Annotated in this window: 17 protein-coding genes; 6 read left to right on the top strand and 11 right to left on the bottom strand. The window is 37.2% G+C overall.

Translation table 11 applies throughout. The annotated features are described in order from the left end of the window. Positions 1–209: 209 nt before the first annotated feature. The 4 genes from MSKOL_RS11120 to MSKOL_RS11105 all read right to left on the bottom strand — a co-directional run bounded on the left by MSKOL_RS11120 (position 210) and on the right by MSKOL_RS11105 (position 2,270). Positions 210–1,085 (bottom strand): LPO_1073/Vpar_1526 family protein, encoded by an 876-nt coding sequence (locus tag MSKOL_RS11120; RefSeq protein WP_052725424.1) that lies wholly within the window; start codon positions 1,083–1,085, stop codon positions 210–212. Beyond that, positions 1,078–1,320: a hypothetical protein gene (locus MSKOL_RS11115; protein WP_048156200.1), complete on the bottom strand. Its 243-nt coding sequence runs from the start codon at positions 1,318–1,320 to the stop codon at positions 1,078–1,080. The genes MSKOL_RS11120 and MSKOL_RS11115 overlap by 8 nt, the downstream gene beginning before the upstream one ends. A 223-nt stretch (positions 1,321–1,543) precedes the next feature. Then, positions 1,544–1,987 carry a DUF349 domain-containing protein gene (locus MSKOL_RS11110; protein ID WP_048156196.1) on the bottom strand — a complete coding sequence of 148 codons (444 nt, stop codon included), beginning with the start codon at positions 1,985–1,987 and terminating at the stop codon, positions 1,544–1,546. A gap of 4 nt (positions 1,988–1,991) precedes the next feature. Continuing rightward, positions 1,992–2,270, bottom strand: a complete 279-nt coding sequence (locus tag MSKOL_RS11105; RefSeq protein WP_048156192.1) for a hypothetical protein — start codon at positions 2,268–2,270, stop codon at positions 1,992–1,994. A gap of 198 nt (positions 2,271–2,468) precedes the next feature. On the opposite strand from MSKOL_RS11105, the gene MSKOL_RS11100 reads away from it, so the two are divergent. Together MSKOL_RS11100 and MSKOL_RS11095 are read left to right on the top strand one after the other, a co-directional pair. After that, positions 2,469–3,554, top strand: a complete 1,086-nt coding sequence (locus MSKOL_RS11100) for a hypothetical protein (RefSeq protein ID WP_156151056.1) — start codon at positions 2,469–2,471, stop codon at positions 3,552–3,554. Between the two features lie 547 nt (positions 3,555–4,101). Continuing rightward, a complete protein-coding gene (locus MSKOL_RS11095) occupies positions 4,102–4,305 on the top strand; it encodes a hypothetical protein (protein WP_048156186.1) in 204 nt (67 codons plus the stop codon). 92 nt (positions 4,306–4,397) lie between these two features. Here the strand turns inward: MSKOL_RS11095 and MSKOL_RS11090 are convergent, their stop codons facing one another. The 4 genes from MSKOL_RS11090 to MSKOL_RS11075 form a co-directional block, all read right to left on the bottom strand. Further along, a complete protein-coding gene (locus MSKOL_RS11090; protein ID WP_048158313.1) occupies positions 4,398–5,270 on the bottom strand; it encodes a nicotianamine synthase family protein in 873 nt (290 codons plus the stop codon). Between the two features lie 155 nt (positions 5,271–5,425). Further along, entirely contained in the window at positions 5,426–5,719 is a 294-nt protein-coding gene (locus MSKOL_RS11085; RefSeq protein ID WP_048120939.1) for an ArsR family transcriptional regulator, read from the bottom strand. 73 nt (positions 5,720–5,792) lie between these two features. After that, positions 5,793–6,047, bottom strand: a complete 255-nt coding sequence (locus MSKOL_RS11080; protein WP_332310015.1) for a hypothetical protein — start codon at positions 6,045–6,047, stop codon at positions 5,793–5,795. A gap of 432 nt (positions 6,048–6,479) precedes the next feature. Further along, positions 6,480–7,010, bottom strand: a complete 531-nt coding sequence (locus MSKOL_RS11075) for a hypothetical protein (RefSeq protein ID WP_231592198.1) — start codon at positions 7,008–7,010, stop codon at positions 6,480–6,482. A 188-nt stretch (positions 7,011–7,198) separates the two neighbouring features. On the opposite strand from MSKOL_RS11075, the gene MSKOL_RS20200 reads away from it, so the two are divergent. Continuing rightward, entirely contained in the window at positions 7,199–7,477 is a 279-nt protein-coding gene (locus MSKOL_RS20200; protein WP_156151055.1) for a hypothetical protein, read from the top strand. 253 nt (positions 7,478–7,730) lie between these two features. Further along, on the top strand, positions 7,731–8,555 hold the full coding sequence (locus tag MSKOL_RS11070) for an alkaline phosphatase family protein (RefSeq protein WP_048156184.1): 825 nt from the start codon (positions 7,731–7,733) through the stop codon (positions 8,553–8,555). A gap of 74 nt (positions 8,556–8,629) precedes the next feature. Here the strand turns inward: MSKOL_RS11070 and MSKOL_RS11065 are convergent, their stop codons facing one another. From MSKOL_RS11065 to MSKOL_RS11055, 3 genes are all read right to left on the bottom strand, one after another. Beyond that, positions 8,630–9,250, bottom strand: a complete 621-nt coding sequence (locus MSKOL_RS11065) for a hypothetical protein (protein ID WP_048120932.1) — start codon at positions 9,248–9,250, stop codon at positions 8,630–8,632. A 153-nt stretch (positions 9,251–9,403) separates the two neighbouring features. Next, positions 9,404–9,796: an RDD family protein gene (locus MSKOL_RS11060; protein ID WP_048120930.1), complete on the bottom strand. Its 393-nt coding sequence runs from the start codon at positions 9,794–9,796 to the stop codon at positions 9,404–9,406. A gap of 242 nt (positions 9,797–10,038) precedes the next feature. After that, on the bottom strand, positions 10,039–10,380 hold the full coding sequence (locus tag MSKOL_RS11055) for a hypothetical protein (RefSeq protein WP_048120928.1): 342 nt from the start codon (positions 10,378–10,380) through the stop codon (positions 10,039–10,041). A gap of 325 nt (positions 10,381–10,705) precedes the next feature. On the opposite strand from MSKOL_RS11055, the gene MSKOL_RS11050 reads away from it, so the two are divergent. Further along, entirely contained in the window at positions 10,706–11,842 is a 1,137-nt protein-coding gene (locus MSKOL_RS11050) for a DUF373 family protein (RefSeq protein WP_048156181.1), read from the top strand. Positions 11,843–11,933: 91 nt separating this feature from the next. Then, complete coding sequence (mtnP, locus tag MSKOL_RS11045) at positions 11,934–12,710, top strand: S-methyl-5'-thioadenosine phosphorylase (RefSeq protein ID WP_048120924.1); 777 nt, start codon at positions 11,934–11,936, stop codon at positions 12,708–12,710. The last annotated feature ends 243 nt before the right edge of the window (positions 12,711–12,953 follow it).

The following is a 12,953-nucleotide window of genomic DNA, read 5'->3' as shown; positions in this document are numbered from 1 at the left end:
TTCTATCTGTGACCCACCAAATAATTCAAGGACAATTCAGGCCATGGTCACAAATCAATAAGACATTCAAGTCAGTTAACCGATGGGAATGAAAATATAAAAAACGATGTTCCTATGTAGGTTCTCGGTAACGGTTTCCTGGGGTTATATGAGAATGGGCTCTGTGTAGTCTGCGAAGGATAGAGTATTTTAAAAAGTGTAAGATTGCATTAAAGCCACTTAGAAAGATTAAATTCCTCACCAGTGACTCTGCGGAATAAATTTGCATGCCCTATTGCAATACCTACACTCGTTAAGTACATGTGATTTAATATGGACATGTCAAACTTATCAAATAAGGAGCTGATTCTAGAATCTTCTTTTTCTATAAAAAATCTTATATCACATGTTCTTACATTAGTTCTATTTTCTACAGGACCTTTATATCTTGAGTCTAAAAACCTCTCTAAACCTGTTGTTCCAACCCATGTGTAAACGCCGCATCCGGCATATTGCAGATGAGCAAACAAAGAATTTTCTTTTTTAATAGATTTCCAAAACGGTAAAATATAAGTATTAATGTAATTTACGAAACCAGGTATATTATCAAACTTATAATCTTTACTGTGATATTCTATAACAAACAGAGCGGTTAAAGTGTCAAGTTCTTCTTTAGTTAATTTTGAAACAACAGCTATCGATTCGTTCAACACGATTTGCAGTAATGATCTTTCTGTTTCCTTCGTCCTTTCAATTAAAAGACGTATTAACATATCAAATAATGCTGGATCCCCACATCTAGCATAGTCTCTTTGTGCGATATAGAGAGCATACTGAAAATCAGGATCAACAACTTGGTTTAGACCTTCTTGATTCTCAGACATGAGTTGGTGCAAAAACTTGTTGATTAATTCTTCAACCCTTTGGGTCGCTATCTCTTTTGCTACAATGGAAAGTTCATAGAAATTCTGTTTAAATACTTCCATACATATTGTTTTTACATCTCCATAAGACAAACCATTATAAATAATTATATCGCCTTGTGCTTGATTGTTACCTGAACTATTGCTTCCAATAGATTGTGTTGTGTGTTCTCTATTAAACATTCCTTTTTTCACCAATATCAGACTCATTAATTTTTATATCGTGCCCTGCTTGATTGTTATCTGAACTATTATTTCCGATAGATTGTTGTATCAGATTTGGTTCAGCGTTACCTTTTTTAAGTAGCCAATAAATAATTCCACCAATAACAGTAAAAATTCCTACAATGACTTCAGTACCAGCTCCACTAAACAACCCGTCTTTGTTTGTATTCAGAAAATCAATTATGTCGAACATATAAACCGTTCTCAGTAAAATTATTATTAAATTTAGAAGAATTAATTTCATATAAACATATTGTATTTATATATAATGAAATAACAATAATGATTTCACGACTATTCATGCTTGGTTGCAGGAAGCGCAAGAGACATGGCAAAACAACAAATGACATGGTATTCTTCGAATACCGGCGCAAACAAATGAAAGTGATTTCAAGTACTTTTATGCTAAATAAAGATCAATTATTTGAATAGTTATCCATCTCTCTTATTATTCTTTTTACAGATTCAATAATTGATTTACAATCTTCTATAAAATTGTAGCCTTGATATATAGGAAAGTTTCCCAGACTTATCAAGTCTGAACTTAATCTTTTTAAATCCAAAATCACGTTATCTGGAAGGTTTCCTGTAATTTGACTTAAGCTACTTGTTAATTGATTTGAAAAAATCAAGCATTCATTTTGTATTTTTTTATATTTTGGATGGTCGGCAGATATATCTTTCTCGAGCGTAAGTTCTATTTCCTTAAGCCTCTCAATAATTTTCCGTTTATTTTCTTTCTTAGCAAGCTTTATTTTTTCTTTTTCCTCACTTATCTGATCATATTTACGCTTAAACACAGCTAAGACAATTCCTACAGCGAGTGTTATTAAACCATTAAAGAAAGGATTATCTTCCATAATTTTACCGTTTAAACATTTTTTTCAGTTCATCTTCCATTTTTTTCATCCCCTCCGCTATGTCAATGTCCAAATGGACAGGAAATTTCTCATTACAATCGTGGCAATATGCATATCCATCAACGTAAGTACCCGTGGATTCATTTACATATACGGTTAGGTTTTTTCCTTCGCATAAAGTGCATCCATTTTCATAAACAATTTTCTCCAACGCTTCTGAGTGAAAATTACTTAGAGCTTTTTGATTTATTTCAATTTTAAAATTAGGATTTGGCTTAAACATATTAACATAATTATTTTTTATGTATAAAATTTTTACTTTAAAAATGAAAATTTTTCCTATAGATGTTGAGTAAAATAGAAAAACCTATCTAGATTAGTTCCTTAACGAACAGTGTGATGAAAATTGAGAACTTGGCCTAGAGACAATTGTCACCCACGAATACACGTTATACTTCTAAAATTCTTAGTGTACGTTATAATGTACATAATAGCTCCAATATACCTTTTCACGGAATGGATTCCAAATTCAATGTATTCAATACCTAGGCAAATTGTACCTAATACAGAAACGGGAGCCTTAGTAATATTATTATTGATTGCAATTATTTTCGTAGTATATAAAAAGGCAACGTCTATTATATTTAATAAACTGCAATTTAATTTAAAAAATGAATGGATAGATTATTTAACATTCAAAGGGTGGAAAATAGGATATTATAAGCAATTAGCACTAACAGTAACAGTTTTAAATAACTTTTGCACGTCGTTTTTTAAATTGATGAATTACACGGGTGAAATATCCGATGTTTTGTTTAAAGTATCTGGAGCTGCGTTAATTATCTTTTTCTATTTTCTATTGGGTTCCTCTATTAATCACCGCATATTCGGATATAATTTATGGGAAAACAAAATCCTTCTTAACTATGCAAACAATATTAACATGGATGTTCTTGATTTAATCCTTTCTCTTGTTTTTACAATAGTTATTACTTCTATCGAGCTTTTTCTGTTAGTAATTCTTTTGTTATATATTATGATGTATCTTATCAAGTGTATGTTTCCTGTGGTGAAGTATCATGGGAAAATGGTAATGGTAGATGCATCAGACGTACCAATATCATTTATAAAGAGTGCAATAGAGAAATTAGAATCATTCGATTTCTCAGGGAATTTCGTGCAGAGACAGTACAAAAAAAATGAAATCACCGAGCTAATAAGTCTTGCATTAAATTATTTTATTAAAGTAGAGGATGGAAAAGAAATGCCCGATTTTACTAATATCTGTCATGTGTTGTTGGCTGGGCACTTAAGCCAGGCAGCGCGAGAAGACGTTCTATTCAGAACAAATGGCTTGTATAAAAAAATGGATGAAATGTGTGCTGAAATCAATAACATGAACAGTCCAGATGATAAAAATAAAATTGTACAAGACTTAAAAATGTACCTCAAGATGATAGAAGAAAGAAATTTAAGTAAAATAGAGAGAGTTCCATACGAGATTAAAAAATCAAATTTAGTTGACTTTTTTATTAGAACCGTTGTTTTTCTCCAGAAAATAATATGACATTATCTCTTTAGCGATATTGGTACTGTAATTTCATTCTTAAAATGATTGCCTGTGACTACATCCAAGATTCTCGAGTGTGAGGGTAGGGTCACAGAAAAAAAGTCCAGTCTTAATGAACTGATGAACTGTCTAAACTGAAATTTGACCTGGATATATAGACCTCTATATAAACTTAAAAAATTCATTGATATCGAGTGACACGAAAATCAACAGTGTAAAAATTAGAGTCGACTTTTCTTATAGGATTCACGCGCGTGTAGACAGAAAAAGCTACAAATCTGATTAATATTTATTAGGTGATGATTTTGAAAATGATGTTAAAACAATTTTTGAATCAAATGGTTTTAATTTGAAACGTCCAGCGCATAAAAAATGTGAACTAGTTAGGCAAGAAATCAAGTTCGAAAAAGAAGGAAAAAATCTAGGCGTCAAATAGATTTGATATCATATAACAATGAATTGTTATTCGTAGTCGAATGTAAAAGAAACTCATTTAAGCCAGGATATATTTTCAAATCTGATCGACAAGATCGAATATCTACTAATGGGGATTAAGGACGAAATTGACAATAAACACATAGATAGGGTGACATACTTCCAAGAAAAACAAAAAGAATTCGGATTTAAAAATCATAGAAAAGTTAAAGGCTTGATAGTAATGTTGATAAAAGAAGATATTGAATCTTATAAAGATATAGACATCGTGCCTCTTTGTGATTTGGAAATGTATTTAAAGCAGAGTTCTTAACCCGTTGATTTGGTTTTGTTATGTGTCACTTATGCGGGTATCAAAGGTCATGGGGAATACATTATAAGCAACCCGTTAAGAATAGTCTGTAACTACTCCGGAATTCCGGAGCAATTACTCTTTTTTTCCAGAAATACAACCGTGTTATATGCAGGAGGGTCGGGCCGGATTCTCTTATATTCCCTGTAACCCTCGGGCAAATCAAGCAGAAAGTCCCGGTTTAGCAGTTTCATTAAGCCTTTTTCATAAATTCTGTAAGAAATCCTGCAGCCTGCCGGTATTACTTTTAGTAAATATTCAAGAATTTCTTTTTTAGGTTCAGCCTGGGCAGCTATCATGAGAGCCTTTACCCCTGTATCAGTATCTAGAAAATCAATCGGGTTCATGGAGAAATGGCTCCCATTAACTATGGTGATGTCTTTAGAAAGCCCAAGCTTATCAAGCACTTCCATTGAAAGCCTTGCCCTTTCAGAGTTCTGCTCTATCCCTGTGCCTTTTACCCCATAATATTTGAAGAAAACAATGAGCGTAAGGGGAAGAGGTCCACTCCCGAGAAAAAAAATTCTGTCCCCGGCTTTTAGTCCGAAACCCTCGTATTCTGTTCGTACCAGCCGGAGGTAATTTTTGTAAAAGGGGAATTTCTCAAGGATGTCCCAGGGTGAGTGACTCGCAAAAATTTCTTTTGCATATCCGGTTTCCAGCCTTACCGTATATAAATTCCTGAATCGGTTCAGGTGAAAGAAAATTGCTTCTAGCTCCTGTTTATTCAGGAGAATAGAAACTACATCATTTCCCAGGTCCCGGGTAATTAGAGCATCCAGCTTCATAAACAATTTTTTGGGCTTGTCCGAAGAGCCGGATAAAATCGCTTCATCAGAGAGTTCTCTTATGTCCTTATACAGATCGAGTATTTCTTTGAGAACAAACTCTGAAAGCTCCAGACTCTTACCAATCGCACCAACCATACCAATTCCCAAAGAGTATTATGGTGCGCCTGAATATATTCCTGTTGAGAATTTATCCGAACCTGAAACTCAGAAGGCTGAGGCTTATATAATTATTCTGGCAGTAAAAATACTGACTAACATGAAAAATATAGAAATCTGGTAGAATCCAGACTTCATTCGAAAATCCGTTTTAGATCTTCCATCCCGAGAGAAACATCAAATTCCTTTAACCGATAAAACTTCTTGGCCCTGAGGTCATCATCTTCAAGTCTGAGATCACTTTCAACAAATCCGGCTTTCTCCAGGCGTTTTAAATGCAGGTTTACTACCTGTCTTGAGAGATTCAGGTCCTTGGCGAGTTCGTATACATACCTTTCCCTTTCGGCCAGTAGGTAAAGCAGTTTAAGCCTTATGGGATGAGAGAGCGCCTCACCAATATCTACTATTTGTTGAAGTGATTTTACCATTCGGAATGTCCTCGCATACTTTTGGTTGCACCTGGACTGGAAGATTTCCAGAGCCTGCAGCAGATATAAAGCTTTAGATTTCTTCTAGCTTGGATTTTATATCTTCTACTGTTTTTTTGATTTCTTCGATATCTTTTTCCATTTTGATGATTCGCTCGTTATCCCTTGGAGCTGTGTACCCGGACCTATTCAGCAGCACTACCGTTGCACCTACTATAAGGAGAATGATTAAAAGATTCAGGAGAAATCCCCAAAAGGAACTAGTTATGCCATATCCCATGCCATTCAAGCTTTCCACCTCGAAAATAACAGATATTCTTAAGATCATCGGTTTTTCTTATTCCACCGACTTTTTTCTCAGATATTGCTACCATAAATATAAAAGAATATCCGGAAAAAGGTATGCAAATATAAAAATCCATTAGAGATTTTGGCTTTTTGCCATCCATTATGTTAAGATGATTTTCAATTCAAGATCGCATTGGTTTTTATGGGGATATTTGAGGATATCCACACAAAACAACGAAGAGCCGAGATAGATAAAAGGGCAATGAATTGAAGAATTAACCTGTAACTTTAAGAATTAACCCGCAACTTGAAGAATTAACCAGTAACTTGAAGAATTAACCAGTAACTTGAAGAATTAACCAGTAACTTGAAGAATTAACCAGTAACTTGAAAAATTAATCTGAGAAAATAAATAAAAAGGATAGTGTTAGGTGATGGCTTCAATACTCAATTAATATTGAAGTACTGTTGCTCAAAAGGCAGATGCCTTGCAGTAGCCCTGGCCCCTGCCGTATCTGCTGCCTGTCTGTGCTCCTGTACAAACAGGATAATCGGTAAACACTTCACCGCTGACGGCATCAATTCTTGCCTGTTTGTAAACTCCGTCCTCGTCCTTGTAGGAAACAATCCACCAGCGACGCATCTGAGAAATGTCCTCTTTGGAAACGTTGCTGTCTATTTTTGTTTTTGCGATTTCGAGTGCTTCATCTATGGTCTTGACCTCAAGTTCCGAAGTATTATTTGAGTTGAAATAAGGACAGTCGGAAAAGTTTCCGTAACGTGAGCCAGAATCCATGTTCCTTGCAGCCCACCTGTGCATTGATCCAGAGCCATAGTTTGTTCCTGCATTATCTGAAGCAACTGCACTGACTACCGCTGCTCCGGAAACCCCTATAAACAGTATTCCCAGAAGAATTGCTATAATTGCTTTTCTCATTTTTACACCTTTACGCATATTTTTCTTTGGCTCTTCGTCATTTCCTATGGATAAGATGATTTTCAATTCAAGACCGCATTGGTTTTTATGAGAGTATTATGAGAATATCCACACAAAACAACGAAGAGCCTTTTCTTTTATTTGTAACCTGTAATTAGCTGTAAATTCCTGTTATCACATCATATGTAGTGTTTAGGCTACATATGTACTTTGGCATAAAGATATATAATTATTGTCATGTACTGCTTAATTTCATGAAAAGTCAGCGGTACTTTTCATTTACCCACTCAACAAGCGGCGATACCCGGCAAAGGTTTGCAGCAGTGGTTTCAAGGGCTGTAAAAATCTGGGTTATGGGGCTAAACCCGGGAGTTCGGGCTCCAGGCAGTTCGAAAGGAACAAGTTTGATTACAAAGAGGCTTGCCAGCATGAGCGTTAGAACAAACCACCATCTCAAAGGGCTTTGCGGCAGTTATGAGAGTCCCGTAAAATGCCTGACAGAAGCCCTAAGAGGTGACATCAGGGATACCTAATTAATTCTGAAAACCCTTCCCTTCTTCAAGGGATTCTACTTCAGGTAACTCTATTTCAGGTAACTCTACTTCAGGTAACTCTACTTCAGGTAACTCTTCATTTTTTGTGTTATTCTACCCCCGGATACTCATATTCTGTCCATTGGACATTCGTACCTGATCCGACATAATTATTTACAGTTATCTAAGCCTACAATAGCAATACAGGAAACACATATAAGCCGGCTTGTTAGATAATGTAAATAGAGAGCATATGAAAATTTTAGAATGCAACACCATTGATATTGCCCCTACGATCTCGAGATTACTGAAAATCCCTATGGTTCCGCCAACTGGCAGGCCAATTCAGGAAGTAGAGAGCTACGCAAAGGAACGAGGCTGCAAAAGAGCAGTAATTATTGTGGTTGACAGTCTGGGTTATTCTCTTTATAACTATTTTTCTCCGATAATGAAGAACTTGAGCAAAATCGCCGAAAAAGGGCTTCTCTTCAGGTGCAAATCCCCAGCAACAATAACCTCTCCTGCTATTGCATCAATCTTTACAGGATATCTGCCAGAAGAGCATAATATCTACTCTACCGCGGACATTTATACCGAAAGGACAAAAGACTCGGAAAACCCGAAACTAAAAAGCCTTATGGAATGGGCTTGCAGGGCAGGCATGAAAGCGTCAGCAGTCATAGAGTCCGAAGGTGCGGAAAGTTTCAGGGGAAGGATAAAAGACTTTTATGGAGTCCCGAATTCCGAGGATATCCTGGATTATGACCTCCAAATTACGAATTATGCATTACATGCCCTCAAAGAAAAGCCCGATATCCTGGCAGTTCACCTCAGGACCCTTGACCGTTTTTCCCACAGGGCAGAAAGCTGGGAAGAACTGAAAAAGGCTGCAATGGCTGTGGATGAAAACCTGGGTGAGATTTACAGAAATGCGGAAAAAGGAACGATTTTCTTTATCTGCGGGGATCACGCAATTCACGGAGGAAAAAAGTGGTTAAAAGATGTGGAAGGAGAATATATCAAAAACCACAGGCAAAACTTTGTGGCTCTTATCGTAGCCTGTAATCAAGAAGCATAAGCCTTTTTGGTCTCCCTGTAAAGTTTAGCCTGTAAAGTTTAGCCTGTAAAGTTTAGCCTGTAAAGGTTAGCTTATCAGAACTTATGCTCAACTTTAAGAACCCTGGTGAAACACCGGATCGTCCGATTGGTATTCTTATGCAGGATTCCGATACCTCCTGCTTCTTCCCATTCGCGGATATTATCGGAGTTATCATCAATAAGAACCCTTGCAAACCCTGATTGTAAGGCTTTTTCCGGGCGGTAACAGAGAATTGCAGCCTCTGCATAAGAGGGCCCGAGTTCTTTCCTGAGCCATTTGATTTTTCCCTCTCTCGCATTGGTTAAGGCTTTTTTCCTCTCAGGTCCGGGAAGCGCAGAAAGGATTGTCGGACAAAGGCCCGAGCTTCTAAGGAAAACATGCAATTCCTGCCCGCCTGGCATCCAGGACATTTCGGACCAGAACTCAATTCCTGCAGATGTAATCTTTTTCCAGAAGAGTTCTCTGTCGTTACTGTACCAGAACATCATATTGCCACTGAGCCTCTCACAGGCTGAGGTGAAATCCGTAAGGACTCCATCCATATCAAGGAAGAGTTTTATTCCTTCCACGGTCCCGGAAGAAAAAGAGGTATCATGTAAGTGGCTTGAGAGAGAGCTCTGAAAGCTTACAGGTCTGTTCTGGATAAAATTGTGATTATTGAAGGAAATAGACATAATAAACTTCCCTTGATTGCTCTAGTAGCAAATGACTTCCCATTAATCATTAAGACACCATAATAAAAAAAAGTACTCATAGTAAAAAAATTGATATGATCTATGAAGTTTGATATGACCTATGAAGTTTAGAAGAGAAGAATAGTATTAAGATCAGTCCTCCTGAATAAATACCAACGTCTTTGCAATAATATCGTGAAAAGCCTGCTTTTTTGAAGTAAAAAGGATCAGCAGAAACCCTGCAAAAAAGGGAATTACAGCGAAAATTTTCAGAATAAATCGCTTTGTTGCCTGTATAAAGGAGATTCTGTTTCCGTTGAGGTCAGTAACAATGATGTTCACAGCTTGCTTGCCCACTGTTGACTTCAGGGTAGAACTCTCCTGAAAGACAAAATAAGCCCACATTGCGAGAAAGAACAGAATATAGAAGAGGGCCTCATCTATGGTTTCTGTGATTAGTTCTAAAAACATAAAAAGGGAAATAATTACGAAAATGTCGATTATTGAAGCTATAAGCCTCCTGGAAATGCCAGAGTATGGTTGCATCAAAATCTTTCTCATCTTATTTATACAGATGCGGTGTTGAATAATAAAGTTAACTCTATAATTAAAATATAAAAGAGAAAAATGTTGAAAGCATTGGAATATTGAATCCAAACCGATTCAATGAATATGCATTGAAAAGCAGATCCGATAATAAAGAGAAGGTTAAGAAGGTATTTTCTCCTCTCAGGGGAGATTATTACCTTCTTCTCTGTTACTTTGTCACTTTTATTACTTTGCTATTATTATTTTTTCTTTGAAATAGGGATTTCTATCTTATCCACCAGTTTCTTTACATCGTTCTTGATATCGGAGGCAAGTTTTTTTGCGCTGTCGCCGGTTGTATCAACCAGTTTTTCAACCCTTGCAGTGATGCTCTTTACCTCATCCTTCACATCAATTGATTTTATTTCCCCTGAGATAGACTTTATTTCGGTATTTATATTCTTTGCAAGTTTTGAGGCTTCGTCTCCTGTTTTCTTTGCAAGAGTATCAATGTCGCTCCCAAGCTTTCCAACTTTCTCCTGTATTCTGCTCTTTTTTCCAGCTTCGGCTTCTTTACTTTCGCTTTCCATTGGTTGTGCCATATAAACCCCTTTTTACTTTTGATAAAAGATAATTAATTTCTCTCAGAAAGAGAGCCTGTTTTTATAGACATTTACTTATTGGTTTCCGAAATTATAAGAGTATCTTTAGAAGTGAAAATTTATTTTTGAAAGTAAATTCTGTTGCGCTACAAGCTTAATAAAGTATAAATTAAAATAGTATGCTTGTAAAAAGTAAAGCGATTTAACTGATTAAAAGAGTTTATGCAAAACTCCGGCAGGAAATATATAAGAGCCAAATCAGGATATCGTATTCATAAAAAAACTCTCTGCGATAGAGTAAGCCATTGAAAGCTATAGAGGATATATGCAGACCTTAGTTATATGCATAGACAGAGATAACGATCTGGGCGAAAAAGCAAAACTCGAAACCCCAATAGTCGGACGGGAGGCAAATGTTCAGGCTGCCGTTGCACTTGGGATCGCAGACCCGGAGGATTCTGATACCAACACTATCTTCGGTGGAATCAGGATTCTTGATGAATTACGAGCAAAAGGAACTGATGCTGAGATAGTTTCTTTTGCAGGAGATAAAAACGTTGGAGTGATCTCAGACCAGAAAATTTCCGAGCAGCTTGAAACATTTCTCAATATGTACGACGTGCAGAGGGCGATATTCGTCTCGGATGGGGCAGAGGACGAAACGCTTGTGCCTATTGTCCAGTCCCGTATGAGAATTGACTCCGTGAAAAGAATTGTAATAATGCAGAGCCAGAATCTTGAAAGTACTTACTATATCCTGAAACACGTCTTTAGCGACCCGAAAATCTCCCAGACTTTCTTTGTACCTTTAGGGCTTGCTTTTCTCATTTATGCAATATTTTTGCTTGCCCGCTATCCCGAAGGTGCAATTGTGGGAATTCTTGCAGCTGTGGGGCTTTACATGTTGTACAGGGGTTTTGGGCTGGACGATCTTGTCGCTCTTGAAAAAGAAAAGCTCTGGGACGCTTTTCTGGAACAGAGGATGGTTTTTATCAGCTATACGGCTTCCCTGCTTACAATGCTTGTAGCAACTGCATACGGAGCTATGGAAGTATGGAAGCTTTACTCGGCAGATGGGGTCTGGTATCAAGGGATCCTTACGCTTGTCTCAGTATTCATCAATGCTTCAGTCTGGTGGTATGCAGGAGCGATGCTGCTTGCCGACCTTGGTAAAATCTTCGATTTAAGGATGGAAAATAAGCCCATTTATAAAAACGTCGCAATCTCTTTATTCGTGATTGCAACAGGGCTGCTATTCTGGGGTGCAAGTACATACATTTTAGCGACGGCTTCCCTTTCGGAAGGCATTACCAGTGATGCGTCCCTTGCCCTCCAGTACTTTGTGTATTCGGTCGCAGTTGCGGTTCTCATTGCCCTTGCAGGAATAAAATACAGCGTATCGAATCAGGCCTCTGAAAATGAAGAAAGAGGAAGAGATAAAAGAAGAAAAAAACTCGCCTGACTGCAGGCGACCTGTCATAAATTTTGAAGCTCGACGGGGTTAAAAATCGAAAATGGGGGGTAATAGTAAAAACCGTCAGGAAGATCATAAAATGGAAAAAATACCTGAAAACGTTGAAATTGCAGTGCTCGGTGGTGTCGGTTTTAACTCTTACCAGGAATTTGAAAGCAAGTTAGTAAACACCCCATATGGAGAAGTTACAGTTTATCTTACTACCATAAGAGGGAAAAAAGTTGCAGTAATCCCCAGGCATGCAGGAGAAAACCATATTCCTCCTCACAGGATTAACTACAGGGCCAATATCTGGGCTGTAGATTGTATCGGGGCAAAACGTGTAATCTCCACAAATTCCGTTGGGTCAATGCGAGGGCATCCGGTGGGTAGTTTTGTAGTACTTAACGATTTTATAGATTTTACCCGGAACCGGCCTTCTACCTTTTATGATGACAAAACCGTACACGTCGATGTATCTGAACCTTACTGCCCTGAGATCAGGGTAGCCCTTAGAGACGCTCTGGAAAAACAGGGACTACCTTATACCGAAGGAATTTATGCCTGCACGGAGGGCCCACGTTTTGAGACCAGGGCCGAAATCCGCATGATGAGCCAATTTGCCGATGTTGTGGGCATGACGGGTGTACCTGAAGTGGGCCTTGCAAAAGAACTCAGCCTCTGTTATGCTTCTCTTGCCATTATCACAAATCAGGCCTGCGGAATGACCACACAGAAACTAACTGCTGACGAAGTTACCGAAGTTGTGGGAAAAGCTCAGGATGCAATCTTTGAGATTATTTCGGATACAATAAAAAAGATTCCGGAAACTCGAAACTGCAGGTGCAGATTTGCTAAGGAAGGAGCCTGTTTATAAAACAGTACTTTAAGAAGCAATATGCAAGTAGCTTCTATGTAGAGAGTTTTATTCTAGTATTTTCGAGAGGTAGTTTCTCTAATTGCTTCTCCTAAACAATTTCTTTAAATAGTTATTTTATATATTCCTCCAACTAACTCATTAAAATAATTTTTTAATTGATGAATTCAATACTATTGCTATTCGAGGAAATTTTCCAGCAAATTTAATAATATAATTATTGAGTAATAAAATATTTATATA

Source organism: Methanosarcina sp. Kolksee, assembly GCF_000969945.1.
In the GTDB taxonomy this organism is placed as follows: domain Archaea; phylum Halobacteriota; class Methanosarcinia; order Methanosarcinales; family Methanosarcinaceae; genus Methanosarcina; species Methanosarcina vacuolata.
Note: the sequence above shows the minus strand (reverse complement) of the source record. Positions and strands in the feature narration are given on the sequence as shown.

Coding starts and splice junctions, on each gene's coding strand:
- MSKOL_RS11120 (WP_052725424.1), bottom strand. CDS start 1,085: ATGTTTAATAGAGAACACACAACACAATCTATTGGAAGCAATAGTTCA.
- MSKOL_RS11115 (WP_048156200.1), bottom strand. CDS start 1,320: ATGTTCGACATAATTGATTTTCTGAATACAAACAAAGACGGGTTGTTT.
- MSKOL_RS11110 (WP_048156196.1), bottom strand. CDS start 1,987: ATGGAAGATAATCCTTTCTTTAATGGTTTAATAACACTCGCTGTAGGA.
- MSKOL_RS11105 (WP_048156192.1), bottom strand. CDS start 2,270: ATGTTTAAGCCAAATCCTAATTTTAAAATTGAAATAAATCAAAAAGCT.
- MSKOL_RS11100 (WP_156151056.1), top strand. CDS start 2,469: ATGTACATAATAGCTCCAATATACCTTTTCACGGAATGGATTCCAAAT.
- MSKOL_RS11095 (WP_048156186.1), top strand. CDS start 4,102: ATGGGGATTAAGGACGAAATTGACAATAAACACATAGATAGGGTGACA.
- MSKOL_RS11090 (WP_048158313.1), bottom strand. CDS start 5,270: ATGGTTGGTGCGATTGGTAAGAGTCTGGAGCTTTCAGAGTTTGTTCTC.
- MSKOL_RS11085 (WP_048120939.1), bottom strand. CDS start 5,719: ATGGTAAAATCACTTCAACAAATAGTAGATATTGGTGAGGCGCTCTCT.
- MSKOL_RS11080 (WP_332310015.1), bottom strand. CDS start 6,047: ATGATCTTAAGAATATCTGTTATTTTCGAGGTGGAAAGCTTGAATGGC.
- MSKOL_RS20200 (WP_156151055.1), top strand. CDS start 7,199: ATGAAAAGTCAGCGGTACTTTTCATTTACCCACTCAACAAGCGGCGAT.
- MSKOL_RS11070 (WP_048156184.1), top strand. CDS start 7,731: ATGAAAATTTTAGAATGCAACACCATTGATATTGCCCCTACGATCTCG.
- MSKOL_RS11065 (WP_048120932.1), bottom strand. CDS start 9,250: ATGTCTATTTCCTTCAATAATCACAATTTTATCCAGAACAGACCTGTA.
- MSKOL_RS11060 (WP_048120930.1), bottom strand. CDS start 9,796: ATGCAACCATACTCTGGCATTTCCAGGAGGCTTATAGCTTCAATAATC.
- MSKOL_RS11055 (WP_048120928.1), bottom strand. CDS start 10,380: ATGGCACAACCAATGGAAAGCGAAAGTAAAGAAGCCGAAGCTGGAAAA.
- MSKOL_RS11050 (WP_048156181.1), top strand. CDS start 10,706: ATGCAGACCTTAGTTATATGCATAGACAGAGATAACGATCTGGGCGAA.
- mtnP (WP_048120924.1), top strand. CDS start 11,934: ATGGAAAAAATACCTGAAAACGTTGAAATTGCAGTGCTCGGTGGTGTC.